The 14,207-nt window shown below is 44.0% G+C and carries 14 protein-coding genes and 1 other annotated feature; of the genes, 6 read left to right on the forward strand and 8 right to left on the reverse strand.

Going from position 1 to position 14,207, the window contains the following annotated elements; all coding sequences use genetic code 11:
• Nucleotides 1-29 precede the first annotated feature (29 nt).
• Both AXI59_RS07680 and AXI59_RS07685 read left to right on the forward strand, forming a co-directional pair.
• On the forward strand, nucleotides 30-1,460 hold the full coding sequence (locus AXI59_RS07680; RefSeq protein ID WP_061527833.1) for a LutB/LldF family L-lactate oxidation iron-sulfur protein: 1,431 nt from the start codon (nucleotides 30-32) through the stop codon (nucleotides 1,458-1,460).
• Entirely contained in the window at nucleotides 1,460-2,182 is a 723-nt protein-coding gene (locus AXI59_RS07685) for a LutC/YkgG family protein (RefSeq protein WP_061527834.1), read from the forward strand. Before AXI59_RS07680 ends, AXI59_RS07685 begins: the two co-directional genes overlap by 1 nt.
• A gap of 39 nt (nucleotides 2,183-2,221) precedes the next feature.
• Here AXI59_RS07685 and AXI59_RS07690 read toward each other — a convergent pair whose 3' ends face one another.
• The 3 genes from AXI59_RS07690 to AXI59_RS07700 form a co-directional block, all read right to left on the reverse strand.
• A complete protein-coding gene (locus AXI59_RS07690) occupies nucleotides 2,222-3,550 on the reverse strand; it encodes a GntP family permease (protein ID WP_061521643.1) in 1,329 nt (442 codons plus the stop codon).
• A gap of 26 nt (nucleotides 3,551-3,576) precedes the next feature.
• Nucleotides 3,577-5,121 carry a gluconokinase gene (gene gntK, locus AXI59_RS07695; RefSeq protein WP_061527835.1) on the reverse strand — a complete coding sequence of 515 codons (1,545 nt, stop codon included), beginning with the start codon at nucleotides 5,119-5,121 and terminating at the stop codon, nucleotides 3,577-3,579.
• Between the two features lie 183 nt (nucleotides 5,122-5,304).
• Entirely contained in the window at nucleotides 5,305-6,162 is an 858-nt protein-coding gene (locus AXI59_RS07700; protein ID WP_061527836.1) for a MurR/RpiR family transcriptional regulator, read from the reverse strand.
• A 726-nt stretch (nucleotides 6,163-6,888) separates the two neighbouring features.
• Between AXI59_RS07700 and AXI59_RS07705 the strand changes: the two genes are divergently transcribed.
• The 3 genes from AXI59_RS07705 (at nucleotide 6,889) to AXI59_RS07715 (ending at nucleotide 9,506) form a co-directional block, all read left to right on the forward strand.
• Entirely contained in the window at nucleotides 6,889-7,776 is an 888-nt protein-coding gene (locus AXI59_RS07705; protein WP_061527837.1) for a Cof-type HAD-IIB family hydrolase, read from the forward strand.
• Entirely contained in the window at nucleotides 7,773-8,444 is a 672-nt protein-coding gene (locus AXI59_RS07710) for a YczE/YyaS/YitT family protein (RefSeq protein ID WP_061527838.1), read from the forward strand. Before AXI59_RS07705 ends, AXI59_RS07710 begins: the two co-directional genes overlap by 4 nt.
• Before the next feature lie 87 nt (nucleotides 8,445-8,531).
• Nucleotides 8,532-9,506 carry a LacI family DNA-binding transcriptional regulator gene (locus tag AXI59_RS07715; RefSeq protein WP_061527839.1) on the forward strand — a complete coding sequence of 325 codons (975 nt, stop codon included), beginning with the start codon at nucleotides 8,532-8,534 and terminating at the stop codon, nucleotides 9,504-9,506.
• Between the two features lie 29 nt (nucleotides 9,507-9,535).
• Here the strand turns inward: AXI59_RS07715 and AXI59_RS20340 are convergent, their stop codons facing one another.
• The 4 genes from AXI59_RS20340 to AXI59_RS19730 all read right to left on the reverse strand — a co-directional run bounded on the left by AXI59_RS20340 (nucleotide 9,536) and on the right by AXI59_RS19730 (nucleotide 11,135).
• Nucleotides 9,536-9,964 (reverse strand): hypothetical protein, encoded by a 429-nt coding sequence (locus AXI59_RS20340; RefSeq protein WP_240491496.1) that lies wholly within the window; start codon nucleotides 9,962-9,964, stop codon nucleotides 9,536-9,538.
• 81 nt (nucleotides 9,965-10,045) lie between these two features.
• The gene (locus tag AXI59_RS20345; protein ID WP_240491497.1) at nucleotides 10,046-10,669 is read right to left on the reverse strand and encodes a hypothetical protein; all 624 of its coding nucleotides are present in this window, start codon (nucleotides 10,667-10,669) and stop codon (nucleotides 10,046-10,048) included.
• The gene (locus AXI59_RS20350; RefSeq protein WP_240491498.1) at nucleotides 10,633-10,842 is read right to left on the reverse strand and encodes a hypothetical protein; all 210 of its coding nucleotides are present in this window, start codon (nucleotides 10,840-10,842) and stop codon (nucleotides 10,633-10,635) included. Before AXI59_RS20350 ends, AXI59_RS20345 begins: the two co-directional genes overlap by 37 nt.
• A 125-nt stretch (nucleotides 10,843-10,967) precedes the next feature.
• Entirely contained in the window at nucleotides 10,968-11,135 is a 168-nt protein-coding gene (locus AXI59_RS19730) for a hypothetical protein (protein ID WP_156476240.1), read from the reverse strand.
• 441 nt (nucleotides 11,136-11,576) lie between these two features.
• Nucleotides 11,577-11,818, forward strand: a binding site (T-box leader).
• A 58-nt stretch (nucleotides 11,819-11,876) separates the two neighbouring features.
• Here AXI59_RS19730 and AXI59_RS07725 point away from each other — a divergent pair.
• On the forward strand, nucleotides 11,877-13,220 hold the full coding sequence (locus tag AXI59_RS07725) for an amino acid permease (protein ID WP_061527840.1): 1,344 nt from the start codon (nucleotides 11,877-11,879) through the stop codon (nucleotides 13,218-13,220).
• A 33-nt stretch (nucleotides 13,221-13,253) separates the two neighbouring features.
• On the opposite strand, the gene AXI59_RS07730 is transcribed toward AXI59_RS07725, so the two are convergent.
• Nucleotides 13,254-14,171, reverse strand: a complete 918-nt coding sequence (locus tag AXI59_RS07730) for a DMT family transporter (protein ID WP_061527841.1) — start codon at nucleotides 14,169-14,171, stop codon at nucleotides 13,254-13,256.
• Nucleotides 14,172-14,207: the final 36 nt, after the last annotated feature.

Below are 14,207 nucleotides of genomic sequence, written 5' to 3' on the forward strand. Positions count from 1 at the left end.
CAGGCAGAAACGACAGAGGGGGTAAAATCATGGCGATGAAAATCGGTACAGCCGCATTTAAAGAGCGGGTGTCAGAGGGAATAGATAATGAGTTTATGAGAGGAGCCGTTTCCGGAGCGCAGGAACGGCTGCGGACAAGGAGGCTCCAAGCGGCCGAGGAATTGGGAAACTGGGAGGAATGGCGTTCACATGCGGAAGAAATCAGGCAGCATGTGCTGAACAATCTTGATTTCTATTTGGAACAGCTGGCCAAAAACGTCGCCGAAAGAGGCGGCTGCGTTTTCTTCGCTGAAACGGCGGAAGAAGCGTCCTCGTATATTCGTGATGTCATTCAAAAGAAAAACGGCAAAAAAGTCGTCAAATCAAAATCAATGGTGACAGAGGAAATCAATTTAAACGAAGTGCTTGAGAAAGAAGGCTGTGAAGTGGTCGAGACCGATCTGGGTGAATACATCCTCCAGATTGACGACCATGATCCGCCATCACACATCGTCGCGCCCGCCCTCCACAAAAACAAAGAGCAGATCCGCGACGTGTTTAAAGACAGGCTCGGCTACAAACAGACGGAAAAACCGGAAGAACTCGTCATGCATGCGCGCGCCGTTCTGCGGAAAAAATTTCTCGAAGCGGACGTCGGCATCACCGGCTGCAACTTTGCGATCGCCGATACTGGCTCGGTCAGCCTCGTAACAAATGAAGGAAACGGCCGTCTTGTGTCCGCCTTGCCGAAAACGCAGATTACCGTGATGGGCATGGAGCGGATCGTTCCGTCTTTTTCTGAATTTGAAGTGCTCGTCAGCATGCTGACGAGAAGCGCGGTCGGTCAGCGGCTGACAAGTTATATCACGGCGCTGACGGGGCCTCGGCAAGAGGGCGAAGCTGACGGTCCGGAGGAATTTCATCTCGTGATCGTGGACAACGGCCGATCCCGAATTCTCGGAACGGAATTCCAATCCGTTCTGCAATGTATCCGCTGCGCTGCTTGCATCAACGTCTGCCCCGTATACCGGCACGTCGGCGGCCATTCGTACGGTTCGATCTATTCGGGCCCGATCGGCGCCGTCTTATCGCCGCTTCTCGGCGGATATGACGAGTATAAGGAGCTTCCGTACGCATCGACCTTGTGCGCGGCTTGCACAGAAGCGTGCCCGGTAAAAATTCCGCTGCACGAGCTGCTTCTCAAGCATCGGCAAAACATCGTCGAAAAAGAAGGCAAAGCGCCGATCAGCGAAAAGTTGGCAATGAAAGCGTTCGGGCTTGGTTCGTCTTCCCCGTCCCTGTATAAAATGGGATCGAAATGGGCGCCGGCTGCCATGACCCCGTTTACGGAAGATGACAAAATTTCTAAAGGGCCGGGGCCGTTAAAAGGCTGGACGTCAATCCGGGATTTTCCGGCGCCGCATAAAACAAGATTCAGAGACTGGTTTACAGATCGGGAAAACAAAAAGGGGGAAGAGTGATGGCGAAGGGAACCATTAAACATCAAGAATCCTTTTTAAACCGAATCGCCGAAAGCCTTGGCAGGGAACGCAGAACAGAAGGCGTGTCCGTACCTGAGTGGAACTATCAGCCTCAATATAAAACACACGCAGGCTGTACGTCAGATGATCTCGTTACAATGCTGAAAGACCACTGCGTCAACATCCATACCGAGCTGATCGAAACGGATGCCGCCGGGCTTTATGACGCATTGCGAGCGCAGGTGAGCCGCTTTGAAGGAGGCCCTGTCATCATTCCGAAAGACAGCAGGTTTGAAGCTTACGGCTTACAAGGGCTTTTGACAGAAGACTGGCCGGCTGAAGGGATTCCCGTTTGGGAATGGGATGCGGAACAAGGAGCGAAAAATATCGAAAAGGCGGAACAAGCGAATGTGGGCATTACATTCAGCGAGATCACACTTGCGGAATCAGCTACTGTCGTTTTGTACGCTTCTGAAAATGCCGGGCGTTCCGTCAGTCTGCTTCCGACAACGTATATCGCGATTATCCCGAAATCTACCCTTGTGCCGAGAATGACACAGGCCAGTGATATAATGAAACAAAATATCGCAGACGGGGTCACCGTCCCTTCCTGCATTAACTACATTACAGGTCCAAGCAACTCAGCCGACATCGAAATGGATTTGGTCGTCGGCGTCCACGGTCCTGTAAAGGCGGCTTATATCCTCGTAAATGACCGCTAACATCAAAAGCCCCGGCTATTATAGCCGGGGCTAACTTTATTAAATAAATGCGTTAATCATCATGATAAAACAGATGGCGCTGACAGAAATTATCGTCTCCATCGCCGTCCAAGTCAGGAAAGTCTCTTTTACCGTCATTCCGAAATACTCTTTAATGAGCCAGAAACCGGAATCGTTGACATGAGACAGGATCAGAGAACCCGCTCCTGTGGCTAAAACGAGCAATTCACTGCTGACGCCGGGCATCACTGAAGCGATCGGCGCAACAATGCCTGCCGCCGTCATCATGGATACAGTCGCTGAGCCTGTGGCAATGCGAATGACCGCAGCGATCGTCCAGCTTAAAAGAACGGGAGAAAAGCTTGAATGCTTCGCCATATCCGCAATATAAGTGCCGACGCCTGAATCGATCAGCACATTGTTAAAGGCGCCGCCGGCTCCGATCACAAGCAGAATGGAAGCAATCGGTCCTAAGCAGTCATTGCTGAATTTTAAAATGCTGTCCCTGTTAAAGCCTTGGTAAAATCCGAGGCTGAAAAAGGAGTAAACCGTTGCGATCAAAAGCGCCGTAACAGGATCACCGATAAATTTAAAAGCTTGATAGAGTGTGCTTTTTTCCGGCAGTACAATGTCGGCGAGCGTCGCCAAAAGCATCAGGATAACCGGTACTAATATCGTAAACAATGTATTTGCGAATCCCGGAAGCTTGCGATTTTCATTCCGTTCGATAAATTGTTTTTTCAAAAGTTCAGGAACGGGTTTATGAATGCGCTTACCAATCCATTTTCCGTAAAGCGGCCCTGCAATAATGGCCGTCGGGATGCCGACGATTAATGAATACAAAATCGTTTTTCCGACATTTGCGTGATAAATGCCGACCGCTGCCATCGCCGCCGGATGGGGAGGAACCAATCCGTGAACGACGGAAAGCCCCGCGAGCAGCGGAATCCCGATCGTCACTAAGGAAACGCCTGTCTCAATGGCAATCGTAAACAGCAGCGGCACGAGCAATACAAAGCCGACCTGGAAAAAGACCGGAATGCCGACGATAAAAGCGACGGCCATCATCGCCCAATGGACGTTCTTTTTGCCGAAGCGGCCGATCAGGGTATGGGCGATCCGCTCCGCCCCGCCTGATTCAGCCATCATTTTTCCAAGCATCGTCCCGAGGGCAAGCACAATCGCAAGAAGAGAAAGCGTATTGCCAAGCCCGGTTTTCATAGATGTGATAATGTCCTGCATGTTCATTCCGGTTGCGAAACCGACAAGAATGGATGTGATGAGCAAACTGATAAACGGATTTAACTTAGCGACCGTAATCAATAGGAGTAAAACGATAATAGCGGCAATGACAATAAACAGTAACATGACCTTTTCACCCTTTCAAAGAAGAATTAACGACTTTGTTTGAGCTGAAATTCACTGATGACGTCAAATTCATCCTTGAGCTTGTCATACAGCCGCTCGTATAAGTAAAACAGCTCAATATAAATTTCGCTGTTTTTGACATCCGGTTCGTGCCGGTGGGAAATTCTGATCCAGTCCTGCACATCCTCAATCCGCTCCATTTCGCCGAGGCTGTGTAAAGCGAGGACAGCCGCTCCGAGTGCTGATGCTTCATAACTTTCCGGAACGAGAACCTCCCGCCCCATCGTATCGGCCAAAATCTGCCTCCACAGCGGCGATCTCGCGAATCCTCCCGAAGCCCGCACGTCTTTTGCAGGGCCTGCCAAATCTCTCAAGGCAATTCCGATGGAAAAGACGCTCATGATGACACCTTCCAGCACCGCCCTGATAAAATGCTCCCGTTTATGGCGCAGGCTGATGCCGAAAAACGTTCCGCGGGCATTCGGATTCCAAAACGGCGCGCGTTCCCCTGATAAAAACGGGAGAAATAACAATCCTTCAGACCCCGCAGGCACTTTATTCGCGATGTCAATCATTAAATCGTACGGGTCAACGCCCAGCCGCTTCGCCGTTTCGACTTCAGAGGAAGCGAATTCGTCACGAAGCCAGCGCAGCATAATGCCTCCGTTATTGGTCGGGCCTCCGATGACCCAATGCTTGTCCGTCAGCGCATAGCAGAACGTCCGTGATTTTTCATCCGTCACCGGGGTATCCGTCACAGAACGCACCGCTCCGCTTGTGCCGATCGTAACGGCAACCTCGCCTTTGCCGATCGCTCCTACGCCTAAGTTGGCAAGCACTCCGTCATTTGCGCCGATGATAAACGGTGTATGTACATGAATGCCCATCCGCGCCGCGATCTCAGGCGCAAGCCCGCTCAGCTGATGAGTGGTCGGCACGATATCCGACAGCTGGTCTTCACGGATTCCGGCAATCCGCAGTGCTTCTTCATCCCAGGAAAGCGTGTCTAAACGGAATAACCCCGTTGCCGAAGCGATGGAATAATCCACGACATACGCCCCGAAAAATTGATGCAGAATATATTCTTTAATACTGATGAATTTGGCGGCTTTCGAAAATGTTTCCGGGTCCTGCTCCTTCATCCACACAATCTTGGAAAGAGGGGACATCGGGTGAATCGGCGTGCCTGTTCTTTTATAAATATCGAACCCGTTCATATCTTTCAGAATTCGTTTTGATTGCTCCGTACTGCGGTTGTCAGCCCAAATGATGCTTTTTGTCAGCAAGCCGCCGTTTTGATCGACAGCAATCAAAGAGTGCATGGCGGTGCTGATACCGACCGCAAGCAGATTGTCAGGGCTGCATCCGGCTTTTGTGACCGCGCCTCTGATGCTTGCGATGACTGCTTCTAAGATGTGCTCAGGATCCTGCTCGGCCCATGCCGGCTTTGGCTGTATTAAATCATAATGAACCGAATGCTTGGATAGCACCTTGCCTTTTGGTCCAAACAGAACGGCTTTCGTGCTGGTTGTTCCAATATCCAGACCGATAACAGCTTGGGTTTCTTTCATATAATATCCCGCCTAATCTAATGAATAAAATGATAGATTCATAATGTATGCCCTTACAAAGTCAATTATAGGAATAATTTTTTTATAAATCAACGATAAGGAAGAAAAATTTTTTCATAAAATTTCCTTATATCCCGCTGTATCGGCATTTTTGCTTTTAAAAAATAAATCTTAAGAAAACGATTACAAACGTTTGTGCGCGATCATTTTTCTGATTTTCTGGAGGTTGGAAAGCGTTTTTTCCTGCCTCAGGCGCGCCGTCGCGAAATATAACGTATCAATGACCGTCAGCTGGGCGAGTCTTGCGGACATCGCTTCCGTCCTGAAGGCCGTCTCCCTTGTTGATGTATATAAAACAACATCAGATATTTGAGTGAGCGGCGATTTTTGGTAGCTGGTAATGCCGATCGTGCCGGCGCCGAGCGATTTAGCCGTTTTTACGGCATCGAGCACATCCTTGTTGCTGCCTGAATGAGAAATCCCGATGACCACGCTGCCGGGACCGAGAAGACCCGCTGACATCGCCTGAAAATGGGAATCGGTATGGGCGATGCAATTTAAGCCCGTGCGCATAAACTTATGATAAGCGTCAGTGGCGATCAGCCCTGAGCCGCCGTTTCCGTAAAACTCGATTCTGTCGGCCTGATGAATCAGCTCTACCGCTTTTTCTACATCAGCGGGATCTAATAAATGAAAGGTATCCGTGAGGCCGGAAATATTCGTACGGAAAACTTTCTGAATGATCACCTCGATATCATCATCCGGGCTCATATCTTCATGCAGATGCTGGACCGGCTCCTGAACGATTTCCTGGGCAAGCGCGATTTTTAAATCCTGATAGCCGGAAAAACCGAGCCGCTTGCACAGCCTGAAGATCGTCGCTTCAGAGCTTTTTGTTTTTTCTGCCAGCTGAATGATGGACAGGTGAATCACATCTTTCGGCTCCTTCACGATATGGTCTGCAATCGCTCTCAATTTTGGAGACAAGCCTTTGCTGGCTGCTTGGATTTTCCCGATGCTGCTTGTATTGACAGGGGTCATACTATAACCTCCCTACTCGAATGTAAACGCATACTTTTATGATATAGCAAGTTCTGTTATAAGGGAAACAGGTTTTTGCTTTCTTTACCACGTATTGAAGAAAAGAGAAAAGTATGGCGGGGACACCGCCTCAGCGAAACTTAATACACCCGCTTTTTACAAAAAGTGAGTGTTCTCAGAAAAGTGCCGGTTCCCAAGTAGCTGGCCATGAGTCAAACTCATTATGGTAAGCTGTCCTGTCACAGCTCAGTTTCTAGTGAGTTGCCAGTGCCTGAAGTTCTAGATGAAATGATTGATTCTTCAAATGGAATAAGTTCTCTATTCTCATCAATTCCGAAGGATAATAATACAATCGAACACATTGAAACTTATGAAGAACAACCTATGAATGATTCGTTATAAGTTGATCTAGATGTAAGTGAGGAGATACCATTATGAATTCACTTGAAGAGGTGTACGAAACGAGTAGGCCTATTATGAGCAGTACTGACCTCTAAGTCTTCCACCATTAGCAGTCAATTCATTATTAACTGCATTTATCAAAAGAGAAAGATCATTTAGTCGGAGACCGCCTGAGAAACACAGTTCTAATCAAATTTTTAATTTAAATCATTGTAGTTTAGCTTCTCAGAAAAACTTTAAATTAATATAATAATCTAATTGCTCTGAAACGCGTACCATACTTTATACTTTCAATGATTTTTAAAATCTAGGGAGGAAATTCACATGAAAGTAATTGCAATTGACTTAGATGGTACGCTGTTATCAGAGAACTTAACTATCCAAGAACAAGATGTAAGTGCCTTAAAGCTTGGACAAAAACAAGGGCATATTGTAACAATCGCTACGGGAAGGGCTCTATTTGATGCAAAACACATCATCAATAAATATAATTTAAATTTTCCGATCATTGCTTCAAACGGAGCTCAAATTTATGTAGAAAACCAGGTTATATTCGAACATTTTATGGATTCAGATGTAATCCAGCCTATCATAACATGGTTAAATAAAGAGGAAATCTATTATCAGATTTACTTATCTGACAAAATTGTCGTATCAAATCAGGGGATTCAGCAACTTGAAAAAGAACTTTACGATACAGTAATGGAAGAGCCTCATTTTAATCAAGAGGTGTTTTGGAATTCTATTAAAGCTCAAATACATCAATACGGGTTAGAGGAAATACCGGGTACAATTGACCCTATCGATTATCGTTATGTCATAAAATTTATGATAGTTTCGCTAAACCAAAGAAAATTAAAAAAAGCAAAAGAATATTTTGGGCAACTGAAGGAGTGTGTCGTAACTAGTTCAGGCGCATTCAATCTCGAAATCACAAGTGCAGGGGTAGATAAAGGAGCGTCATTAAATAAGCTTTGTGAATATTATGAAATTGATGCGGAAAATGCAATAGCAATAGGTGACAATCTAAATGATCTGCCTATGTTTAATGTAGCAGGAATAGGGATAGCCATGGGAAATGCTGATAAGAAGCTTATTCAATTGGCTACTTTCAAAACGTTATCGAATTATGAGTGTGGTGTATCTTATGCTTTCGATCACTATATTCTAACTAAAGAAGAAGACCCTAAACCGCGGAGTATACAATCATGAGCCATTTTGTTAAAAGATGTTTAATTTATATTGTTGGATTGTTTGTTTTATCCTTAGGGGTTGTATGTATGATTAAATCTAATACTGGGATTGCCCCCTGGGATGCTCTAAATGTGGCTTTATCAGAACTCATTGGCCTTACAATTGGGTCATGGGTTTTCATTGTCGGAGGAATCCTTATCTTTATAAATAGCCTAATAAAAATGCGGTTTCCTAATCTAGCCGGTTTTATTCCGATTTTTATTATTGGAGTTTTTGTTGACCTTTTAAACTTAAAGATTCTTTCATTCTTAAAAACAGATGCTGTAATTCTTCAATGGAGTTTATTTTTGATAGGGTTATGTATATTGGCTATGGGAATCGCTATTAATTTAAGAGCATCTTTTCCTTCGATACCGAATGATGAATTAATGTTAGCTATTACTGAACGTACAGGTTGGGGTATTAATATTACAAAGACTATAGGGGAAGCTTTAGCTTTTGTACTTTCAATCATTCTTCAGGGGCCGGTTGGGATAGGGACCATCATTGTGTTGCTATGTCTAGGGATATTAGTAGGTTTATTTGATAAACTATTACACAAGATGGGTAAGCCTCGTTCTATTTATAGTGAGGGACATAGTCAGGAAAGGGCACATTTTAATATACGCCATGATAAAGTCAATTAATTATGCTTATCCTTGATTTAGAGTATTTTTCCTTGGTGTTGTTTAGCGTAAAATCCTGATAACGCTGCCTAAGAAGGAGTAATAGTAATGACAAACATTACAGAGATAGCAAAGAAAGCGAACGTTTCTCGGACAACAGTATCTAGGGTTCTCAATAATCATCCTTATGTAAAACCTGAGAAACGAGACGCTGTTTTAAAAGCTATGAAGGAATTAAATTATGTACCAAATTTCAACGCGATTAACCTATCTAGGGGGAAGACAAATGTATTCGGAGTCATTGTTCCTAAAATCAACCATCCATTTTTTAGTAAGCTAATTGCTGGAATAGGTGAAGAGTGTAATAAACATAATTATAGTTTACTTGTGCACCAGTCAAATAACGATCCTGAACAAGAACTAGAGTTTTTTAACAGATTAAAATACAAACTTATTGACGGTCTTATTTTAGGATCCTGTATAAGCCCCCGTCACGTACTCGACGAGATATCTGGATTTGGTAATATTGTTTCCTGTGAAGCTTCTGCAAGCAAACAGGTTGCACATATATTTATTAATCATGAGTCAGGAATCAAAATGGCTATTGATCATTTGCGAAATCAAGGACATCAATCCATTGGTCTATGTATAGGAAATCCTAAGAGTGGTGTTGGCATAAGTAGAAAAAAATCATTTTTTTACTTTCAAAATGAATACGGATTGAAATGGAGTTATAATTGGTACTTTGAAGAACAGTACACCATTGAGAATGGTATTGAAATAGCAAAATCATTTCTAAATAAATCACCTCGTCCTACGGCAATGGTTGTAGGAAGTGATTATGTTGCTGCTGGGATCATTTATGAAGCGAAGAGGCAGGGAATACGAATACCTGAAGAACTGGCGGTTATAGGATTTGATAATCAGCCGATATCTAAGGTAATAGAACTTTCAACGATACATCAACCCATTAAAGAGTTGGGACAAACAGCAGCAAACTTATTATATAACTTAATTAATAACAAAGATGTCCCCAATATAAATAAGTTGGATCTAAAATTTATTAAAAGAAAGTCAACTTAAAAAGACCACTTTAAAGTGGTCTTTTTTGCTTAGTCTAGAATCAGCTCTGGGATAGGCGCTTTGAAATGAGTTCTTTTTTTCGTTTCATCTATAAAACTGAATGGCTTCATGGATAGGTTTTCAAGTTCATTTAGGAAATTACAAGCTTTTAATGGTACAAATGAAGTCATATTCCATACAATCTTCTCATTAAAACCTATAGCACGAATATTATGCATAAGTCGATCAATTGTGTAAGATCCTGCTGCTACATACCCTTTTCCTTGATACCACAAATTATTTCCTTCAATTTTTTCTAATGATTGGCCACACATGGAGTCTGTGTCAATACGATCTGTCATTGCTATAATACCCTGAGAGCCAACAAGTTCTACAACTCGTCGTGCAACTTCTAAGTCTACATGTTCACTATCAAAATTCATACAAATTGTTAACAAACCTTCTTTCGCGGCTCTCATCAAAGTACCAGGAACTTCTCCGACAAGTGTGTTTATATTATCTAAGTTTCCATTTATCTAATCGAGCATCTTTTAACCCCTCTAATCTATGTGTTCTTTCTTGGGGTGTTCTCCAGGTGTGTTTAAAATTGTTTGGCATATCATTAACAAATGGTCTGTTAAAACAGCATCTGATCCAGCATAATTGCTGCGTTTTTGCGCTGTATCTATAACTTTCATTATAAGTCTAGAGGTTTCCTCTGGATATGCTTTTTGGAAGTGACCTAGCGCCGGCTTTACTCCAGCCTCCACAAGTGTATCTACAATCCATTCTAAACTTGGATGTTCTTCAGTGATATATTTCTTTAGATAGGAGTTTTCAGTCATAGCATCTGGAGACAGTACAGTATAAATAAGACCATATTCTCCACAAGACGCGATCTTTTCCCATTCTTCTTTTAATGGTGCCCAATTCCCTCTTTCTGGTGTGCCTGCAAAGCTGGCCAATAATGGTCCTTCTAGTGAAATACCTAAAATATTACGGTAACGTCCCTTTCTCTTTTGTTTATGGAATTCTTTCATAAAGACTACAAATTGGTCTAATTGATTATGAGGAAGAAAGATAGAGGGTACACAGAAAATCCCTTCTAATTCAGCTAGTGTATTGATCTTTTCAATATCTAATTGATCTAAATTGCTAAAATATAGTGACCGATTCCATGACAATGAAACTCTACTGGAAGAGATGGGACTAAATAAGAACCTGATTTCTTAAAAATCCCTTCTCCGCCAATTTCGAAGTTCAGCCATTCACTATTACTATAGGTTATATTAGCGATTTTCATTACTCCATTTGTTTCAAGGTAAGCTGGGCTATTAAATGATGTACTAGACTGCATAGGTAATTCCTCCTGGAAATGTTTATTTAGTATTCAGCGAAGACATATCATCATCTTAAAGTATGGAACCCGTACCATATCAACCTTTTATTCTCATTTTTTTTGTAAAAATATAGGTAGGTTGTTTAACTTCCTATAGCATTTCTTCTCATCATTATGATTTCTTTTTCCATTAATTCTTTATCCATATTTACAAGCAGTGTATTTAATTGCAATAATTCCATTACTTTTAGTTTAAAAGCAAAAGGAGCTTTATTTTTATTCATCCAATCAAACATAACTATTTCATTCATATCCTGAAAATCTCCTTTAAAAATTCAAACAACACTAGCTGTAACGCCACCAATGCTTCTATACCCTTTCGTGTTACGCCAACTAGTGTTCTCCATGAGTTTAATTTGTGGAATTGGTTTCATGTCAATGGCTTTAAAAAAATTAGAGTATTATTCCTAATTTCTACATGGAATTTAGAAAAATAACTAGAGTTAAATTAAAAGAAAACTTTAAAGAACTCTGCTTACTCCGATGGATCTTTATTCAAACTTATTAGAAATGAAATGAGGAAAGTCGCTAAGTTGAGATACCCCGAAATAAGAGTAAACCATGTTCAGTCATAATGTTTTATATAGGAATGAAAAGAAAACCAGCGCAAAATTTGTGTATTGACTTTGAAAATAGAAGGCTGTATATTATGTTACTATATTCAGAAAATAAAAAATCAGCAGATTCAAATATAAAACACTGTGAACGGGAGCAGTAAAAGAATCCGGTCAGAAAAAAGAGAGCCGCGGGGTGGTGCAACGCGGACTGATCGGTCTTTGAACTCGCCTGGAAGTGGCAGGACGGAACGGAATTGTCGGAATATTCCCTATGTCCTAACGGCTGACCTTCGTTACCAGGTTCAAAAGCTGGATTCCGGATGTACGGAATCAACAAGAGTGGTACCGCGGTTGGCCTAAGGCACGCCGTCTCTTTTACGGAAGAGACGGCGTGCCTTTTTTATGTGATGAAAAAAAGAAGAGGGCGTGCGATAGATGGAAAAGGACAAACAAACGTTAAAACGGACGATGTCGTCCAGACATATTATGATGATGGCGCTGGGAGGAGCGATTGGAGCGGGGCTGTTTAAAGGCAGCAGTACGGCAATTGATGAAGCCGGACCGGCCGTTTTATTGGCGTATCTCCTCGGAGGAATTATTTTGCTGTTTATAATGCAGGGTCTGGCCGAAATGGCCGTGCGGAACCGGAATGCAAGAACGTTCCGGGATTTGGTTCAACAGGCTCTCGGCCCGTACGCGGCGTACTTTTTAGACTGGATTTACTGGAAAATGTGGGTGCTCAATATTGCCGCGGAGGCGGTCGTCGCCGCGATTTTTATCCAATATTGGCTTCCGGATTGCCCGATTTGGGTGCTGGCCTTGATCATTTCCGTAGTGGTAACGGTCGTCAATATGCTTTCTGTAAAACTGTTTGCTGAGACAGAATACTGGCTTGCGCTCATTAAAATTACAGTGATTGTCTTGTTCATCCTATTCGGTATCCTGCTGTTATTTTTCTCATTCGGCAATCACACAGCGACGGGCCTGTCGCATTTAACGAGTCACGGCGGCTTTTTCCCGCATGGGGCGGGCGGCGTCATTACGGCGATGCTTGTCGTCATCTATTCATATGGCGGGACGGAAATCATCGGTGTTACGCTTGCGGAGACGAAAAATCCCGAGAAGGTTATTCCGAAGGCAGTGCGCGGCACATTGACGCGGATCGTCGCTTTTTATTTGCTTCCGTTTTTCATTATCGTCAGCCTGATCCCTTGGAATCAAGTGAACAGCGCGCCGGAAAGCCCGTTTGTCATGGTGTTTAAAATGATCGGGATTCCCGGGGCTGACCATATCATGAACGCCGTTATTCTGCTGGCGATCATTTCATCCATGAACTCGGGGTTATACGGCTCCTCCCGCGTATTATTTACGCAGGCGACGGACGGCCGGGTGCCGAAGATCTTTTCAAAGCTCTCAAAGAAAAAGGTTCCCGTTTACGCGATCTTAACATGTACGTCGTTTTTATATGTAGGCGTTCTGATATCCTTATTTGCGGGCAGCCAAACCTTTAATTATTTAATGGGCTCCCTCGGCTATACCGTTCTCTTCATTTGGCTGATCATCGGATTCGCCCATTTGAAATCAAGAAAACATGTAACGGAACAGCCGGCGTATTATGTAAAATGGTTCCCGTACACGACATGGTTTGCGGTGATTGCATTACTGGCCATTCTTGTCGGCGTCATTTTCACGACATCGATCATCATCACATGCATCACGGCAGCCATCTATCTGCTTATCACGGCTGCGTATGTTGTGAAAGGGAGACATCATCAATAAGCAAAAAACTCTTGCCGTGTGGCAAGAGTTTTTTTATTGGACGGCCTTTTCTTCCGCGGCTAGAGCCGGTGTTTTCAGCTTCTTCGGTGTCATATTGACAAGGCATATGCTTGTGACGATCAAGAGCAGCCCGGCCAGAAGGCTGAAAGTCAGCGGCTCATGTAAGAAAATCGAACTTACGACAATAGAGATCAGCGGAATGAGGAAGGTGTAAGAGGCAACCTTGCTCGCTTCCCCCGAACCGACAAGCGTAAAAAAGACAAGCCAGCCGAGCGCGATGACAAATACCGAAATAAAAAGAAGGCTGAGAATGAACGGAGCCGTCCATTGAATCGCGGACCAGCTTTCGGTAAATTCTCCGGAGCTGACAAGCAGCACGCCGCCGATGAGAAGCTGAAGAGCGACCATCCAGATGGAATCGACGCGGCTTCCCGTTTTTTTCATAAATACAGTGCCGAGCGCCCAGCTGACCGCTGAACCGAGTGCCAAAAGGATGCCCGTAAACGAGATATGCCCTCCGAAACCGGCGGCGCTGATGACGGCCACCCCGGCAAATCCGAGCACAAGCCCGGCGATTTTCAGCGCAAACATCGATTCTCCAAGCCAGAGCCAAGAAAAAATGCCCATCAAGACAGGCTGAAAGAACACGATGGCAGAAAATAAACCGGCCGGCAGGTAATTCAGGCCGATCGTTTGCAGGCCGTAAAATAATGTAATATTTAAAATGGCAGAAACAAGATAGATCGGCCACGTTTCTTTAAACCGCAGCTTGCTGAAACGGGGCAGAGCGACAATCAGCAGCAGCAGCCCGCCGATAAGCGTCCGAATTCCGGCGAAGAGAAGGGGCGGTGAATAGGCGAGCGCCGCTTTTGACAGCGGCCAGTTAATCCCCCATACGGTGACTAAAAACGCGAGCAGAAGAGCCGTCTGTATTTTAGTAGGCTGTTTCACTTCGTTCACTCCTTGTAGACTAATTCCATCATATGA

The sequence above is a fragment of the Bacillus nakamurai genome (genome assembly GCF_001584325.1).
Classification (GTDB): Bacteria; Bacillota; Bacilli; order Bacillales; family Bacillaceae; genus Bacillus; species Bacillus nakamurai.

Excerpts from the sequence above, each read along its gene's own strand:
- AXI59_RS07725 (WP_061527840.1), top strand. The coding sequence starts at position 11,877 with ATGGAAAAGGACAAACAAACGTTAAAACGGACGATGTCGTCCAGACAT.
- AXI59_RS07705 (WP_061527837.1), top strand. The coding sequence starts at position 6,889 with ATGAAAGTAATTGCAATTGACTTAGATGGTACGCTGTTATCAGAGAAC.
- AXI59_RS07690 (WP_061521643.1), bottom strand. The coding sequence starts at position 3,550 with ATGTTACTGTTTATTGTCATTGCCGCTATTATCGTTTTACTCCTATTG.
- AXI59_RS19730 (WP_156476240.1), bottom strand. The coding sequence starts at position 11,135 with ATGAATGAAATAGTTATGTTTGATTGGATGAATAAAAATAAAGCTCCT.
- gntK (WP_061527835.1), bottom strand. The coding sequence starts at position 5,121 with ATGAAAGAAACCCAAGCTGTTATCGGTCTGGATATTGGAACAACCAGC.
- AXI59_RS07715 (WP_061527839.1), top strand. The coding sequence starts at position 8,532 with ATGACAAACATTACAGAGATAGCAAAGAAAGCGAACGTTTCTCGGACA.
- AXI59_RS20340 (WP_240491496.1), bottom strand. The coding sequence starts at position 9,964 with ATGAGAGCCGCGAAAGAAGGTTTGTTAACAATTTGTATGAATTTTGAT.
- AXI59_RS20350 (WP_240491498.1), bottom strand. The coding sequence starts at position 10,842 with ATGCAGTCTAGTACATCATTTAATAGCCCAGCTTACCTTGAAACAAAT.
- AXI59_RS07685 (WP_061527834.1), top strand. The coding sequence starts at position 1,460 with ATGGCGAAGGGAACCATTAAACATCAAGAATCCTTTTTAAACCGAATC.
- AXI59_RS07710 (WP_061527838.1), top strand. The coding sequence starts at position 7,773 with ATGAGCCATTTTGTTAAAAGATGTTTAATTTATATTGTTGGATTGTTT.
- AXI59_RS07680 (WP_061527833.1), top strand. The coding sequence starts at position 30 with ATGGCGATGAAAATCGGTACAGCCGCATTTAAAGAGCGGGTGTCAGAG.
- AXI59_RS07700 (WP_061527836.1), bottom strand. The coding sequence starts at position 6,162 with ATGACCCCTGTCAATACAAGCAGCATCGGGAAAATCCAAGCAGCCAGC.